Annotated in this window: 14 protein-coding genes; 6 read left to right on the top strand and 8 right to left on the bottom strand. The window is 61.7% G+C overall.

What is annotated here, in order from left to right; genetic code table 11:
* Positions 1 to 35 precede the first annotated feature (35 nt).
* From BLT89_RS08750 to BLT89_RS08720, 7 genes are all read right to left on the bottom strand, one after another.
* On the bottom strand, positions 36 to 1,652 hold the full coding sequence (locus BLT89_RS08750) for an arylsulfatase (protein ID WP_090194281.1): 1,617 nt from the start codon (positions 1,650 to 1,652) through the stop codon (positions 36 to 38).
* Between the two features lie 147 nt (positions 1,653 to 1,799).
* On the bottom strand, positions 1,800 to 3,176 hold the full coding sequence (locus BLT89_RS08745; protein ID WP_090194279.1) for a BatD family protein: 1,377 nt from the start codon (positions 3,174 to 3,176) through the stop codon (positions 1,800 to 1,802).
* Positions 3,173 to 4,798, bottom strand: coding sequence for a vWA domain-containing protein (locus BLT89_RS08740; protein ID WP_090194278.1), 1,626 nt, complete (start codon positions 4,796 to 4,798; stop codon positions 3,173 to 3,175). The genes BLT89_RS08745 and BLT89_RS08740 overlap by 4 nt, the downstream gene beginning before the upstream one ends.
* Positions 4,798 to 5,799: a vWA domain-containing protein gene (locus BLT89_RS08735; RefSeq protein ID WP_090194277.1), complete on the bottom strand. Its 1,002-nt coding sequence runs from the start codon at positions 5,797 to 5,799 to the stop codon at positions 4,798 to 4,800. Before BLT89_RS08735 ends, BLT89_RS08740 begins: the two co-directional genes overlap by 1 nt.
* A complete protein-coding gene (locus BLT89_RS08730; protein WP_090194275.1) occupies positions 5,786 to 6,280 on the bottom strand; it encodes a DUF4381 domain-containing protein in 495 nt (164 codons plus the stop codon). The genes BLT89_RS08735 and BLT89_RS08730 overlap by 14 nt, the downstream gene beginning before the upstream one ends.
* Entirely contained in the window at positions 6,277 to 7,230 is a 954-nt protein-coding gene (locus tag BLT89_RS08725) for a DUF58 domain-containing protein (protein ID WP_090194273.1), read from the bottom strand. The genes BLT89_RS08730 and BLT89_RS08725 overlap by 4 nt, the downstream gene beginning before the upstream one ends.
* Before the next feature lie 10 nt (positions 7,231 to 7,240).
* Positions 7,241 to 8,221, bottom strand: coding sequence for an AAA family ATPase (locus BLT89_RS08720; RefSeq protein ID WP_090194272.1), 981 nt, complete (start codon positions 8,219 to 8,221; stop codon positions 7,241 to 7,243).
* Positions 8,222 to 8,576: 355 nt separating this feature from the next.
* Here BLT89_RS08720 and earP point away from each other — a divergent pair, with 355 nt between their 5' ends.
* A complete protein-coding gene (gene earP / locus BLT89_RS08715) occupies positions 8,577 to 9,710 on the top strand; it encodes an elongation factor P maturation arginine rhamnosyltransferase EarP (RefSeq protein WP_090194270.1) in 1,134 nt (377 codons plus the stop codon).
* 47 nt (positions 9,711 to 9,757) lie between these two features.
* Positions 9,758 to 10,333, top strand: coding sequence for an elongation factor P (efp, locus tag BLT89_RS08710; protein ID WP_090194268.1), 576 nt, complete (start codon positions 9,758 to 9,760; stop codon positions 10,331 to 10,333).
* A gap of 69 nt (positions 10,334 to 10,402) precedes the next feature.
* On the opposite strand, the gene BLT89_RS08705 is transcribed toward efp, so the two are convergent.
* The gene (locus BLT89_RS08705; protein WP_090194266.1) at positions 10,403 to 11,665 is read right to left on the bottom strand and encodes an MFS transporter; all 1,263 of its coding nucleotides are present in this window, start codon (positions 11,663 to 11,665) and stop codon (positions 10,403 to 10,405) included.
* A gap of 122 nt (positions 11,666 to 11,787) precedes the next feature.
* Here BLT89_RS08705 and BLT89_RS08700 point away from each other — a divergent pair, with 122 nt between their 5' ends.
* The 4 genes from BLT89_RS08700 to BLT89_RS08685 all read left to right on the top strand — a co-directional run bounded on the left by BLT89_RS08700 (position 11,788) and on the right by BLT89_RS08685 (position 16,091).
* On the top strand, positions 11,788 to 12,543 hold the full coding sequence (locus tag BLT89_RS08700) for a sulfite exporter TauE/SafE family protein (protein ID WP_090194264.1): 756 nt from the start codon (positions 11,788 to 11,790) through the stop codon (positions 12,541 to 12,543).
* A 113-nt stretch (positions 12,544 to 12,656) separates the two neighbouring features.
* Positions 12,657 to 13,289, top strand: coding sequence for a c-type cytochrome (locus BLT89_RS08695; protein WP_090194263.1), 633 nt, complete (start codon positions 12,657 to 12,659; stop codon positions 13,287 to 13,289).
* A gap of 10 nt (positions 13,290 to 13,299) precedes the next feature.
* A complete protein-coding gene (locus tag BLT89_RS08690) occupies positions 13,300 to 14,544 on the top strand; it encodes a cytochrome-c peroxidase (protein WP_197673549.1) in 1,245 nt (414 codons plus the stop codon).
* 2 nt (positions 14,545 to 14,546) lie between these two features.
* On the top strand, positions 14,547 to 16,091 hold the full coding sequence (locus tag BLT89_RS08685) for a parallel beta-helix domain-containing protein (RefSeq protein WP_090194261.1): 1,545 nt from the start codon (positions 14,547 to 14,549) through the stop codon (positions 16,089 to 16,091).
* Positions 16,092 to 16,184 lie beyond the last annotated feature (93 nt).

Below are 16,184 nucleotides of genomic sequence, written 5' to 3'. Positions count from 1 at the left end.
TTATCGCCCCCGCTTTTTTGCTTCTGTATCGACTGTTACTCGTTACTGGAACCCCAGCTGGTCAGCTTTTGCAGACCCTTGAGTTTCTCCAGCAGCGGCTTGACGCCCTCTAGCTGATTGACCATCTGCATGGCCTTGTAGGAGTTGTAGTTGAAACCGGCAGGGTTACGGTTATTGCCTTCCTGGAACGGGTATTCAGGGAAAGTGGCAATGAACTTCTGCAGTTCCCTGCCTACCGGCTCGCCGATCCACATCATGTCGGCCGCCCATCTCATGTAGGTAAGGGATTCGTAGGGTGCGGTCTCGTAGGGGTCTTCCTTGAGGTTGGTGACAGTTGGCCAGTTGGTTACGGTACGGGTACCCATGGCGATATTGCCGTCGACCGTGGCGAAGCTGATCTTGAAGTCATTCCAGCGCATGGCATTCAATTCGCCACCCTGACCGAAGTAGAAGTAGCTTTCGCGCGGCACATTCGGCACTTCACCCTTGAAGTAGGGCAGGTAGTTGTAGCCGTCCAGATGTACGCGGTATTCCTTGCCGTTGATCTTGGTGCCTTTGGCCAGATCCTTGACCAGCGTGTCATTGCCGGCGGCGGCGAGGAAGGTCGGCATCCAGTCGTTGTGCGCAATCATGTCGTTGTAGAAGGTGCCGGGCTTGATCACGCCAGGCCACTTGACCAGCAACGGCACACGGTGGCCACCCTCGAAGGAGGTGCCTTTCTCGCCATGGAAGGGGCTGGTACCGCCATCGGGCCAGGTGACCTTCTGCGCACCGTTGTCGGTGCTGTACATGATGATGGTGTTGTCGGCGATCTTCAGCTCATCCAGTTGATCGAGCAGTTCGCCGACCATTGCATCGTGTTCGGCCATGCCGTCCGGGTACAGGCCTTTGCCGGTCTTGCCCTGCCATTTTTTCGACAGGTGAGTCCAGACGTGCATGCGGGTGGTGCTGAACCAGACGAAGAACGGTTTGTCAGCCTTGACCGCCTTGTCGATGAAGTTCTTGGTGTTGACCAGGATCTCTTCATCGATGGTTTCCATGCGCTCGCGGGTCAGCGGGCCGGTGTCCTCGATCTTGCCGTCGGCATAGGAGTGGATCACGCCGCGCGGGCCGAATTTCTTGCGGAATTCCGGATCCTTCGGATAGTAGTAGGTCTCCGGTTCTTCCTCGGCATTCAGGTGGTAGAGGTTGCCGAAGAACTCATCGAAACCATGGGCAGTCGGCAGATGCTTGTCCTGGTCGCCCAGGTGGTTCTTGCCGAACTGGCCGGTGGTGTAGCCCTGGTCCTTGAGCGCATCGGCCATGGTTGGCGCCCAGTCCGGAATGCCCTGGTCACTGCCGGGAAAGCCGACAGTCAGCAGGCCGGTACGGAACGGGTGTTCGCCGAGGATAAAGGCCGAGCGCCCGGCAGTGCAGGACTGCTCGCCATAGGCATCGGTAAACAGTGCGCCCTGCTGGCCGATACGGTCGATGTTCGGTGTGCGGAAGCCCTGAATGCCGTGGTTGTACAGGCTGATGTTGTGCACGCCGATATCATCACCCCAGATCACCAGAATGTTCGGTTTGTCAGCGGCATGGACGGATTGCGCCAGTGACAGACAGGCCGCTGCCGCCAGCGCCAGGCCGGGGAGTAATTTTCGTTTCAGGGGCATCGGGAGGTTCTCCATTGCTGCGAGTTACCGGGTGCCTGCAGGCGCCCGCTTTATTGTTTTTGTTGCGGTGGTTGAACGCCGAGAGTGGCAATCATCGGCGCAAAGCGCAAATGCAATTTGCCCTGTGGACGGCGTGGCGGCCATTGATCAGCGGCTCTTTGCCGGATGGCCATCGCTTATGGCGCAATCGTCGCTGTCAGCCGCTGCCCAGGGGCGCAGTGGTTGCAGGCGGAACTGCCTGGCCTGGCTACGCGCTTGTGCCCTGATTTGCTTGCGCAGCTGCTGCAGGCCCGGACGCAATGCCGACGTGTCGCCCTGTGGCGGCTGCTGGCTGGCGTAATGGCTGCCCAGGTATTGCTGCAGGCTGCTGGCTGCGTTGGCCGGCAGCTGCGCGGCGAGGGCTTGCAAATCGGTATGCCCCTGACTGCGTGACAGCCAGCGATACAGCTCGCTCAGCGGCAGCGCCTGTTTGCCCAGCGCACGTTGCAGCTCACGCCAGGCAAAGGCTTCAGATGCCAGCCACTGCGCGTGCCGGCGATTGCGCCAGTTCTGCAGCTGTTGCAATGCTGCGCGGGTATGCTGGCGCGTCAGATAAGCGCAGAAGCCAAGCAGGATCAACGCACCTGTGAGCAGCATGAACGGCCGCGAAACCCTGATCAGGCGACCGCGACCAAGCTTTTCCAGGTCGGCCTCAAGGGAGAAGGGCAGCTGGTAACTGCTGCCAGCACTGGCGCTGAATTCAACGGCCGGCACGCTGCTGCTGCGTGCCTGCTGCGAGTGGCTGTCCCACCAGGGCAGTTCGATCGCCGGCAGTGTGTAGTCACCCGCTTCCTCGACCGTATAGCTGACGCTGTCGACACGCTGGCCGCCATCGGTGCTGCCGCGGCCGTTGCTCAAGACGCTGACTTCGGCTGGCTGCAGGTAACGCTTGAGGCCGGGAATTTCGCTGAACTCGACGGGTGGTATGAGCATCGCCTGGGCATCATCGGCCTGGATCTGGATGCGCCGCGTGATGCGGTCGCCGACTTTCAGCGCTGTCGCGGATTTATCCAGCCGCTGTTCGATACGCACGCCACTGGCAACCAGTTGGCTGGTGGCTGTAGTGCCTGCCGCCGGGGCGGTTACGCTGAAACGCAGCGCTTGGGTGCTGACGTCGATTGCGGCATTGGCCTGACCCAGACGCAGACTGAAGGGCAGGGCCGGAATGTTGTACTCGCCGGCCGCAGTCGGGCTGATCAGGTAGGTCAGGCGCAGGCCGAAGTAGGGTGTGCCGTCGATGTTTTCGGTGAGCTTGTCGGCCTGACCATTGGGCGGTGTGATCAGTGTGCCGGGCAGGTCCAGCACGGCGGGTTGCGGTGCCTGGGTAAACCAGCTGGTGGTCAGCAGATCGACTTCCAGACGCAGGGTGCTGCCGACCTGGTACGGCGCTGCAGGTTGCAGGCGGGTTTCCACGCGCACCTGTGGATCGGCCAGCGCCTGACCCATGCAGGCGAGCAGGGTGGCGATCAGCAACCAGCCCCTCATGGTGTCACCCCGGCTGCCGCTGTGTCGGCCTGTTGCAGCTTGAACTTGCGGCGCAGGAACGCCGCTGGTGAAGTGCTCAGGTTGCGCAACCAGACCTCGGCGGACGTCTGTTTGGGGGCATTCATGATCAGCGCGTCCTTGCCTTTGCCGGGTTTGCCCTTGTCGTCGTATTGCTCGGTGCCTTCGTCATCCTTGGGGGCAAACTGCTGGTCGATCTCGAACTGCCGTTGCAGTTCGGTGACCAGCTTGAGGTTGAAGCTGGCCTGGGGAAAGTCGGGTTGCAGGCGCAAGGCTTCCTGATAGGCGGTGATGGCTTCCGGATAGCGATGCAGACGCGCCTGGCTATTGCCGATATAGAAGTAGGCGGCCGGTCTTTGTGGCTCCGGGCCATTGGCCATGCGTGCGAAGCTGGCCAGCGCATCATTGAACTCGGCAGCCTGGTAGGCGGCCAGTCCCTTCCAGTAGAGATCGTTGAAGTGCTGCGCAGCGGCAGGCAATTTGTCGTGTTCGAAGTACCAGCGGCCCTGCTGGTCCGGGGTAAGAAAGGCATCGGCCAGCCAGCCGGCCCGGGCCTGGCCGGCGGGCAGGCACAAACCGATGGTCAGCAGCACGGCCGGCAGCCAGCTGACGCTCCAGCCCTTGCGGATGCCCAGCCATGTCAGCGGCAGCAACAGCCAGCACAGCCAGTAGCCCATGTCTTTCCAGTGCAGCTGGTCATTGTCCGGGTTGGCCGCATTGAAGTGCTGCTGGGCGTGCAACTGGATCCAGTCCAGATCGTCGTCATTCTGCGTCAGGCTGCCCAGCGGGGCGTCCAGGGCATCGGCCAGTTGCTCCAGCGCATCCTTGTCGAATTCGCTGATGATCGGCTTGCCGCTGCTGTCCAGACGGGGTGCGCCGTTGCTGTCGGTGATCAGGCCACCGCTCTGATGACCGACCGCCAGCACCAGCACTTGCAGATCTTCGGGTGAATCCTTGAGCTGCTGGCTGAGTGCCGGCAGCTGGCTGGTGTCGGCGCCATCGCTGATCAGCACCAGGCTGCCGGGGCTTTTCTCTGCAGCGAGCAGGCGCACTGCCTCTTCGGTGACAGCCAGGGCGTTTTTCCCGGGCGTGTCGAGCAGGTCGGTGGACAACGCCGCGATATAGGATTCCAGCAATTCCGGGTCATCGGTGGGCGGCAATACCAGATGGGCACTGCCGGCATAGGCGATCAGCGCGGTAGGCGCACCACTGCGGCGCTTGAGCAAGTCGCGCAGCTTGTTCTTTACCGCTTCCAGGCGGGTGGGTGCGATGTCGCTGGCATCCATCGAGGGTGACAGGTCGACGGCGAGTATCAGTGGCGCCTTGTCCTGCAGAAATGGTGGCCGATCCAGTTCCCAGGTCGGTCCGGCAACGGCCAGCGCACCTAGCGCCAATACGGCACCGAGCAGCCAAACCGGTCGCAGGCGCTGCTGATCCTGCGGCTTGATCACCAGGTGTTTGAGCAGGTGTGGGGCGAATACCGCGCGCAGGCGCTGGCTGGTGTTGTGCTGACGGTGCCAGAACCAGGGCAGCAGGAGCGCCGGCAGAATCAGCAGCAGCCACAGCGGGCGGATAAAGTGCAGGTTATTCAGGTCGATTTCCATTATTCGACCTCACTCTCGTTGCTGGTTGTGGCTTGCGGCCGGATCGCCCACATGGCAGCCATGCCGTGATAGGCCGTCAGCAACAGCAGGGCCAGCCCGAGCGGCCAGAAATACAGCTCGCGCTTGGGCTGGAAGCTCAGGTGCTGCACTTCGTGCGGGGTGATGTCGTCCAGCGTCTGGTACACCGCGGCCAGCGCCGAACTGTCGCTGGCCATGAAGCTGCGGCCGTCTGTGGTGTCGGCAATCATCTGCAGCGCCTTGCTGTCGACGCGGTTTTCTCCGGTGGTTTGCGGGTCGCCGATACCGATGGCATGGATGCGGATGTGCTTTTCCGCTGCCAGCTTGGCTGCCTGGTCCGGCGGGATCACGCTGTGATTATCGTTGCCATCGGTGAGCAGGATCAGGGTCTTGTCCGGCTGTTCACTGTTGTCGAGCATCTTGATGCCCAGACCGATGGCATCGCCGATTGCCGTGTTCGGCCCGGCCATGCCGATGCCGGCCTGATCGAGGAGGATTTTCAGGCTGCCGTGGTCGAGGGTCAGTGGTGCCTGGGCAAAGGCGCCGCCGCCGAACAGGATCAGCCCCAGGCGGTCATCCGGGCGTTTGTCGATGAAGTCCTGCACTACCTGTTTGACCGCAGTCAGACGGTCCACCGTGCTGCCGTCCTTGCCCAGGTAATCTTTGGCTTCCATGGATTGTGAGATATCGATGGCCAGCAATAGATCGCGCGCCGGTTTGGTCTGCTGCAATGGCGGCTCGACCCATACCGGGCGTGCCAGAGCGATCAGCAGCAGGCCCCAGACCAGCAGGTTGAGTGCCAGTTGCCGGCGGTTCTGGCGTACCCCGGATTGCTGCGGGGCAATCCCCAGGGCCTGGCTCATGGCACCGAAAAACGGTGTGCGCAGGGCCTGACGGGCTTCCCGGTAGGCGGGCAGATAGCGCCAGCCGAGCAGCGGCAACGGCAGCAGGATGAACAGCCAGGGGTAGTCAAACTGCCACATGGTGCTGCTCCAGCCAGTGCCGGCAGACGCCGAGCAGTTCCTGCACCTGTGGCTCGCCCAGTGCCTGCAGGTGCGCATCCGGGGCATAGCTGAGGTCGGCCAGCTGCCGGCTGAAATCCGCCGGCAGCTGGCTGGCACTGCAGCGTTGCAGAAAGTCCTGCCAGGCGCCGGCGTGCAGACTGCTGACCTCCGGCCGGCCGGGCATTGACAGCGCCGTGCGCTTTAGCAGATCGGGTAACTGACGCAGGGCGTGGCGGCTGCCGCTACTGCCCAGGGTGCTTTCGATCAACTGCAGCTCGGCCAGCGCCGCGCGGCGGTAGCGGTTCTGTCGCCAGCGCCACAGGGCACGGCCAGCATAGAACAGTGCAACGCCGAGCAGGATCAGCAATAGCGCCAGCCAGCCCCAGGTCTGTGGCCAGTAACTGACCGGCGGCGGCAACGGCAGATTCTGCAGCTGGGAAATATTCGCGGCTTCGCTCATCGGCTTGGCCCGCTGTATTTGCCCAGTTCGAAGCGCAGTTGCGGCAGCGTTTCTTCGCCGGTGCTGATCATCAGCAAGGGAATCCGGCTGCGCCGCAACAGTTCGGCCACCTCGCGCAGACGCCCGCTGCTGAAGGCGCTGAGCGGCTTGTGTACCTGCTTGCGGCCGACCGCCAGCTCGACCTGCAGTTCGCCCTGGGTGATCAGCAGATGGCCGTTCTGCGGAATGCTCAGGGCTATCGGGTCATACACCTGCAGGGCGATCACATCGTTATGCGCGGCCAGCTGGCGCAGCAGTTTGAGGGTCTGCGGGGTGGTGCCGGCAAAGTCGCTGATGATGCAGATCAGGTGGTCGTGATTGGCCAGCGCCAGACACTCATGCAGCACCTTGTCGAGCTGGCCACGGCTGTCGATGTCCGGGTTGTCGGCGGCCAGCGCATGGTTCTGGCGAATGATCACGGCGCATAGCTGCTCGATGCGCTGGCGGCTGCGCAGCGGCGCAATGCGCTCGATCTGCTGGTCATTGAACACCAGCCCGCCGACCCGGTCGCCACTGTGAAAGACCATCCAGGCGGCCAGCGCGGCCAGCTCTGCGGCGGTGCAGGATTTCAGGCTGCGTTTGGAGCCGAAGAACATGTCCATGCGCTGGTCGACCAGGATCAGCGCCGGGCGGTCGCGCTCCTCGCTGAAGCTACGCACGAAGGGTTTGCCCTGACGCAGGCTGACGCGCCAGTCGATATGCCGCAGGTCGTCACCGGGCTGGTAGCGACGCAGTTCCTCGAAATTCAGGCCGCGCCCGCGCAAGCGCGAATTGTGCTGGCCGGCCAGGATACTGCCCAGCGGCTGCCGGCTGCTGAAACCGAGGTGCTGGGCCGGCTGCTCCAGACGCAGCAACTGCGCCAGAGAGGCGTATACCAGACCATCGGCTTCACGGGCGCTGACTTCGGACATGACCGCTCACTCAGGCCGGGATGGCCACTTTATCCAGCAGGCGGTCGAGTACCTGATCGGCGCTGATGCCATCGGCGACCGCGTCGTAGGACAGTTGCAGGCGATGGCGTAATACCGGATGGATGATCTGCCGCAGGTCGTCCGGGGTAACGAACTCGCGGCCTTCCAGCCAGGCATTGGCGCGGGCGGCACGATCCAGACTGATGGCGCCGCGCGGGCTGGTGCCGATGCGGATCCACTGGGCCAGATCGGCGTCGTAATCATTCGGGTGGCGGGTGGCGTTGACCAGATCGATGATGTGGCTGTCGATGCTGGCCGATACATGCACAGTGCTCAGTTCGCGGCGGGCATCGAACAGCACCTGCTGCGCCAGAACCAGCTCAGTGGTCGCTGTCGAATGATTCACCCTGGCCGTTTCCTCGCCACGCAACAGCCGCAGCACCTCGGCTTCGTCGCCGGGTTTGGGGTAGTCCATGAGGATTTTCATCAGGAAGCGGTCCATCTGTGCTTCGGGCAACGGATAAGTGCCTTCCTGCTCGATCGGGTTCTGTGTGGCCAGCACCATGAACAGTTCGGGCAGCGCGTGACTTTTGCCGGCCACAGTGATCTGCCGTTCTTCCATGGCTTCGAGCAGTGCGGCCTGCACCTTGGCCGGCGCACGGTTGATCTCGTCGGCGAGGATTACGTTGCCGAACAGCGGTCCCTGCTGGAACTGGATGACATGGTTGCCACCTTCGCTGTGCAGCACTTCGGTACCGGTGATGTCCGAAGGCAGCAGGTCGGGGGTGAACTGGATGCGGCTCATGTCGGCCTGCAGGTGCCTGGCCAGCGCCCGTACGGTGCGGGTCTTGGCCAGCCCGGGGAGGCTTTCCAGCAGCACGTGGCCGTCAGCCAGCAGGGCCAGGAGGATTTGCCTTACCACCGCGTCCTGACCGAGTACGGCCTGGTTGATGCTGCTCTGCAGGTCGATGATATTGCTGCGAACGCTCATGTTCTGATCCTTCGGCTGGGTGCTCTTTGCGGAGCGACTTCGATTTTCATTCAGGGTGGCAAAAGCGCGGATAAAGAGCAAACCGCAGTACCCAGCGCTGTAAGCTATTGTTGCAGGGTAATTCCTTTAAGCATGACTAATCACTGAAGCAGGCCGGGTTCAGCAGCGCAGCGAACAATCCGCCATGGCGACCTGCCACAGCTGTGCGTCGCCCTCGGCGCGAGCGTTTAATCTGCTTGAACAGCTTTCGCGGCGAGTCGCCGCTCCCACGACAAGAGCATCAGCAGTCACAGCGGCGCGGCTATTTCAGCGCAGCAGGGCATAATGTCGCAAGTATTCAACCGGAACACTCTGCATGCGCAAACGCTGGGACATCTTCTGCACGGTGGTGGACAACTTCGGCGACATCGGCGTGACCTGGCGTCTGGCCCGGCAGCTGGTTGCCGAGCAGGGGTTTGCCGTGCGGCTGTGGGTGGATGATCCGGGTGCTTTCGCGCGGCTGTGTCCTGCAGCCGATGTGACGCTGGCACGCCAGTGGCAAGCGGGTGTCGAAGTTTGTCACTGGAGGCGAGACTGGGCTGCGACAGAGGTGGCCGATGTGGTGATCGAGGCCTTTGCCTGTGCATTGCCCGCGGCTTATCTGGCCGCGATGCAGGCGCGCCCGGTCAAGCCGTTATGGCTGAATCTGGAATACCTCAGCGCCGAAGACTGGGTCGGTGGCTGCCATGCCCTGCCGTCGCTGCAATCCGGCGGCTTGCAGAAGTTCTTCTTCTTTCCCGGCTTTCGCGCCGATACCGGCGGCCTGTTGCGCGAAGGGGATTTGCTCCAGCGCCGCGCTGCCTTTGCCCGGGATGCTGCGGCCCGGACGGCCTTTCTGCATCGCCTGGGGGTGCAACCGCTGGCCGGGGAGGGACTGTATTCGCTGTTTACCTATGAGTGCGCCAGCGTGCCGGGCTGGCTGCAACTGCTTGCCGACGGTAGTCAGCCGGTCTTGCTGCTGGTGCCGGAGGGGCGGGTACTGGCCGGGGTGCAGGCCTGGCTGGGCGACGACTCGCCAGTGCTTGAGGCGCCAGCGGTGCGCGGCAATTTGCGGGTGCAGGTGCTGCCCTTTATCAGTCAGGAGGATTACGACCGGCTGCTGTGGTGCTGCGCTTTCAATGCAGTGCGCGGCGAGGACTCCTTCGTGCGCGCCCTGTGGGCCGGCCGGCCGCTGCTCTGGCATATCTACCAGCAGGCCGATGCGGCGCATCTGCACAAGCTGCAGGCTTTTATCGATCTGTATTCGGCTGACTTGTCAGCGCCCGCGGCCCTGGCCCTGGCTGATTTCTGGCTGGCCTGGAATAACGGCCAGTGCACGGCTGCCGGCTGGGCGGCGCTGCAGGAAAACTGGGCGGAGTTGTGCGAACACGCAAGGGACTGGTCGATCCGACAGGCTGCACAGCAAGATCTGGCGGCAGGGCTGGCGAAGTTTTGTGCAAATTGGCTATGATACGCGGCCTGATTTTTGTCTCCCCCTCCTTCCAGATGGATTAGCGTATGAAAACCGCACAAGAAATGAAGCCCAACAGCGTGGCCCTGATCGACGGCCATCCGTGGCTGATCCAGAAAGCCGAGTTCACCAAGTCCGGCCGTAACAGCGCCATCGTCAAGATGAAGCTGAAGAACCTGATCAACGGCTCCAAGACCGAGACCGTATACAAGGCCGATGACAAGATGGAGCCAGTGATCCTTGAGCGCAAGGAAGTGACCCTGTCCTACATCAGCGGCGACGACTACGTGTTCATGGATCCCGAGTTCAACTCCTACGAGTTGCGTGCCGAAGACCTGGAAAGCGTGCTGCCGTTCATCGAAGAAGGCATGACTGACGTCTGCGAAGCCGTGTTCTTCGAAGGCAAAGTGATCTCGGTTGACCTGCCAACCACCATCGTGCGCCAGATCACCTACACCGAGAACTCCGCCCGTGGCGATACTTCCGGCAAGGTGATGAAGCCGGCCAAGCTGTCCAACGGTACCGAAGTCAAGGTTGCCGATTTCTGCAACATCGAAGACTGGATCGAAATCGACACCCGCGACGGCTCCTACAAGGGCCGTACCCAGGCACCGACTGCCTGAGTTTGCGTGTGCTGACAAAAAGCCCGGCTGATGCCGGGCTTTTGCTTTTCTGGGCGGGAGAAAACGCTTTCAGGCGGGTCCGGCGGCAGGGTCGGCTTCTGCCGGTGTTTCCTGCTCCGGCGCATCGGGCAACAGCTCGAGTACCGCCTGGCTGGTGCGCAGCATGGGTGCGAAGTGACCTTGTTCACCCTGCTGCAGATCACTGACATGCTGTTGCCGGTAGACAATGAAGCCGGCCAGTATCAGCAGGCTGCCGGTAAAGAACAGCGTCAGGGCCGGTGCGCCGAATTGCTCCATCAGGCTGCCGGCTATCACCGGGCCAAGAGCCGAACCGAAGCCGTTGACCAGCAGCAAGCCGGTGGAGCCGGCGAGAATTTCATCCGGGTGCATCTGGTCAACCATCTGCACCACGGCCAGTGGATACAGGCAGAACACCAGTCCGCCCCAGAAAAACAGCAAACCCAGCAGCAGCGGGCCGGCACTCAGCAGGCTCATGGCCAGTGCCAGCAGGGCGGCGATCAGGGTGATCCATAGCAGCACCTTGCGCCGGTCATGCTTGTCGGAGAAACGCCCGATCGGCCATTGCAGCAGGGCGCCGCCAACAATGGTCACGCTCATCAGCATGGCAATGCCATCGTTGTCGAAGCCACTGAGGCTGGCGTAGACCGGCGCCATACCCCAGAAGGCGCTGAGTACCAGCCCGGAAAAGCCGGCAGCCGCTACCGGCAGCGGGGCTATGTGAAACAGCATGCGCAGATTGGTCTTGGGCTTTTCCGGCAGGTTGGGTTGCGCCTGACGGGTCAGGGTAACCGGCATCAGGGCGCAGCAAATGAGAATCGAGGTCAGGGCAAACAGGCTGAAGACTTGCGGGCTGGCCAGATTGAGCAACTGCTGGCCCAGCGCCAGGGCGGCCAGGTTGACCACCATATAAGTGGCAAACACCTGGCCACGCTGCTCGCTGGACGTTTGTGCGTTGAGCCAGTTTTCGATGACCAGATACAGGGTAATCAGCGCCATGCCGTAAACCAGGCGCAGAGCAAACCAGACCCAGGGATCAATGATCAGTACGTGCAGGAGTACCGCGCAAGCACATACCGCCGCGCAGAAGGCAAAGGTACGGATGTGACCAATGCGCAGGATAAGCGGAACGGCCAGCCAGGTACCCAGCAGGAAACCGAGAAAGTAACCGGACATCAGCAGGCCGAGCAGGCTGCTGGAAAAGCCTTCGGCGGCGCCACGCAGGGTCAGCAGGGTATTGAGCAGGCCATTGCCGATCAATAGCAGGGCAACGCCGGCGAGCAGGGAGCGAATCGGGGAAATAATGCTCAACATAGGCCTCACCCTATGCAAATGATTTACCGCTGGCAAGCACAATGCTTAATCTGCAGGCTTCCGGGATGCCCTGGCGGCGCAAGCCACTGTCGGGTACCCATTTCTGCACATCCGGAGGGACCATGGATATTGTCACGCTGCTGCTCAATCTGTTGCTTGGCGCAGCGCTGGGTTCCCTCGGTGGACTATTCGGCATCGGCGGCGGATTGATTGCGATACCGGTACTCGGCGTGCTGTTCGGCCTCGATCAGCAGATGGCGCAAGGTACCGCGCTGGTCATGGTGGTGCCCAATGTGGTGCTCGCCCTGTGGCGCTATCACCAGCGCAATCCGGTTGATCTGCGCCACGCACTGGCCCTCGGGCTTTCCGGGTTGCTGACTGCCTGGCTGGCTTCACTACTGGCTGTGCAACTGGATGCGCGCAGCATGCGTCTGGCATTTGTCGGCTTCCTGCTGGTGCTGGCGGTCTTCAATATCTGGCGTCTGTTTGGCCAATTACCGGCGGGTGGCCAGCAGTTGCGCTTTGCCTGGCCCTGGCTGGTGCCGCTGGGTGCGGTTTCCGGCTTGCTTGGTGGCCTGTTTGCGGTGGGCAGTGCGGTACTGGCGACACCGAGTCTGGTAGCCATCTTCGGCGCCAGCCAGGTGGTTGCCCAGGGTTTGTCGCTGGCCCTGGCACTGCCTGCCACCTCGGTCACCCTGTTGACCTACGCGGCCCATGGCGAGGTTGACTGGTCTGTCGGCGTGCCGTTGGCCATGGGCGGGCTTATCAGCATCAGTTGGGGCGTAAAGCTGGCGCATGCACTACCGGAAAAGCGCCTGCGGTTGCTGTTCAGCGGGTTTTTGCTGTTCTGTGCGGTTCTGCTGGCTGCGCAGACCTGATGCGCTCCGGTCATCTCCACGGGCATTCTCCGGCTTGATTGGTACGATAGTCCCATGTATTCTGCGTTGATCCTGCGGGTTCCTGCTCGCGCTTTACTTACGGTGGCAAACCCATGAAGCAGTTGTTCCCGGCTTTGTTGATGATTGGCCTCTCGGCCACGACGATGGTGCAAGCGGCCGACACAGCACCAGGCAAAGCCCTGTTTGAGGCTACCTGCGTGGCCTGCCATGGCGCGCAAGGGCAGGGTAATCCGGCTTTGTCGGCGCCGGCACTGGCAGGCCAGCAGGCCGTGTATCTGCAGCGCCAGTTGCTGAATTTCCGCAGCGGTCTGCGTGGTGCGGCCGATGGCGATAGCGGCGCGGCGTCAATGGTGCCGATGGCCAAGAGCCTGCCCGATGATGCGGCAGTCACGGCAGTCGCGGACTATCTGGCCAGCCTGCCGGCTGTTGCAGCCAAGCCTGACCTGAGCGGTGGTGATGCTGCCCAGGGTGCCAAGCTCTATCAGTCCAAGTGTGGTTCCTGCCATGGCGGCAAGGCCGAAGGTAATCCGGCCTTCAGCGCACCGGCCCTGGCCGGGCAGAGCGACACCTATCTGCAGACCCAGTTCAACAATTTCAAGCAGGGCAAGCGCGGTTACGACAAGACGGACCGCTACGGCCGGCAGATGAAGCTGATGGCCAATACCATCAACGACACGGAATTCCTCGATGTACTGGCTTATCTGAATACGCTGGGTGCCAGGTAAGGGTTTGTCTGTGCGATTCCTGAATCCGCCACAACTCGGCCTCGCCCTGCTGTTCAGCGCCAGCTGTACTGCCGCTTTTGCGGCAGACGCGCCGATAACTCTGGCCGATGTGTGCCCGGCCGGGTTTGAAACCACGGCGCAGAACACCTGCAAGCTGCATACGCGCTACGACCAGTACGATTCGCTGTACGACAAGGGTGTTGGCGGGCTGCAGACCTCATTGCCACCGCACCGTGAAGGCTTCAGTCCGCAGCAGATCGATCTGGGCCGCAACCTGTTCTTCGATCCGGTCCTGTCCGGCGACCAGACACTCTCCTGCGCCAGTTGCCACCACCCCAAGCTGGGCTTTGCCGACGGTCTCAAGCGCAGCATCGGTGCCAATGGCCAGGAAACCCAGCGTGCCGCGCCCAGCCTGTGGAACATGGCTTTCCTGACGCATTTCTTCTGGGACGCCAAGGCCACCTCGCTGGAAGAACAGATGACCGGACCGCTGTTTTCGCCGGTGGAAATGGCCAGTACGCCGCAGTTGTTGCAGGAACGCCTGAATGCCAGCGCGGACTACCGCCGGCTGTTTGCCGAGGCCTTTCCCGAGCAGCAACAGCAGGACGTCACGCTGGATCAGCTGTACCTGGCGCTGGCCGCGTTCCAGACCTCGCTGATCTCCCTGAACAGCCCCTACGACCGTTATGCCCACGGTGCCCCGGATGCCCTGACGGCCAAGGAACTGGAAGGCTTCAATATCTATCGCTCGTTTGTTGCGCGTTGTTCCGAATGCCATACGCCGCCATTGTTCACCAACCAGCAGGTGGCGGTAATCGGCGTCAATGAACCGGATGGCCGGCCGTTCGATCCGGGTGCCGAGGTGCCGTATCACAACAAGGACTGGCGCGGCGGCTTCAAGGTGCCGTCATTGCGCAACATCGCCCGGACGGCGCCATACATGCATTCAGGCACCTTCGACAACCTGCGCGATGCCGCCGAGTTCTATACCAAGGGCCGCGGCCATGCCTTGCCGGAGGAAGAGAAGGCGCGGGTCCAGCTGCACTGGCATATCTGGGAACCCAAGCTGACCGATGCCGAACTGGATCGTCTGGTCGATTTCATGCAGGCACTGACCGATGAATCCTTTACCCCCGCCATACCTGACCGCGTACCTTCGGGCCTTCAGCCGATAGGCCGACTGCCGTTACCTCTGCACGATAGTGCCAAATCTGCTACAACCACTCTCAGCGTTGCTGAACCAAACGGAGAATAAAAATGGGCAAGAAACTCTTAAGCGTGGCGATCGGGCTGGCACTGCTCGGCGGGGGTGTCTATCTGGGCAGCCAGCTGGGTAGCAACAACAGTGCCACCATCGTCGGCGGTGCCGATCGTTACGCCAAGACCGCCAGCACCAGTGCTGCCGTCGGCTCGCTGGCCAAATCGGTTGGTGCCAGCGGCAAGGGCAAGGTGCACGACGTGAAGGCCGGTGAATCGATCCAGGCCGCCGTGCGTGCCGCTGTGCCGGGCGACGTGATCCGCATCTTTCCGGGTACCTACAAGGAAACCGTGTACATCGACAAGGATGACATCCTGATTACCGGTGTGATCGAGCAGGGCCAGTGGCCGACCCTGGAAGGCGAGCGCAAGCTGAACGATGCGATCCTCTATTCGGGCAACAACATCACCGTGGAAAACCTGCTGATTACCCACTACAAGGGTAACGGCATCATGGGTCAGGCCGGCAACAACTTCCTGATCCGCAACAACCGCATTGTGGATACCGGCGTCTACGGCATCTTCCCGCAGCTCGGCAAGAACGGCCTGATCAGCAACAACATCGTCAGCGGTATCGAGGATGCGGCGATCTACGTCGGCATGAGTGACAACATTCATGTGAACAACAACGAAGTCTTCGCCAGCGTGGCCGGTATCGAGTTCGAGAACTCGCGGCATGGCGTGATCGAAAACAACCTGGTGTATGACAACGCCGGCGGCATCCTGACCTTCATCACTCCCGGTCTGCCGATCAAGACCACCTTTGACCTGATCATCCGCAACAACTTCATCACCAACAACAATCACGTGAACTTCGGCGCGCCGGGTTCCATGGTTTCCGGCGTGCCGTCGGGTACCGGTATCGTGATCATGGCGGCTGACGAAGTGACCATGGAAAACAACATCATTTCCGGCAACAAGAACGCTGCCATCGCGATTACCGATCACGACAGCTTCCCGAACATCACCCGTGACCCGGAAACCGATCCCAAATCGGACAAGATCGCCATTCTCAACAACGTGATGTACAACAATGGCACCGATCCGATCCCTGAAATCAAGGCGCTGAAAGTTGCCACCTTTATCACGGGCAATGTGGATATCGTGAATGCCGGCGAGAGCCGTGGCAGCTGTATTCTCAACCGCGACCAGTACCAGACTGCCGGCCTGAGTGGTTATGGCACCTGCGGCTTCTCGACCACCGCGGACCTGGTTACCTATCTGCTGCCGGAGCCGGTCGAGCCGCGCCCGCTGGGTGAACTGGACAAGGGCAAGCTGACCTACTTCGGCGTCTGCACCGGCTGCCATGCCTACAACATGCGCATGATCGGCCCACCGGTGGAAACCATCCAGGCCCTGTACATGGAGAACCCGGAAGGTATTGCCGAGTACATCGCCAAGCCGGAGAAGAAGCGTGACGATTACCCGGCGATGCCGGCGCAGGATTATCTGACCCCGGAAGAGCGTCTGGCCGTAGCCAAGTACCTGCTCGGCGTGGATAACCACGGCATCTTCCACGACCCGGCGCTGAACCAGAACCAGTAAGTGCGCTACCTGTGAGGGGCTGAAGCCCTGCAGCGCTGCGAGCGCTGATTGCTCTACAAAAACTCCCGGTCGACCTCCGTCGCCGGGAGTTTT

Origin of the sequence: Pseudomonas pohangensis (genome assembly GCF_900105995.1) — a bacterium.
GTDB lineage: Bacteria > Pseudomonadota > Gammaproteobacteria > Pseudomonadales > Pseudomonadaceae > Aquipseudomonas > Aquipseudomonas pohangensis.
This window is presented reverse-complemented; position numbering and strand designations above follow the sequence as displayed.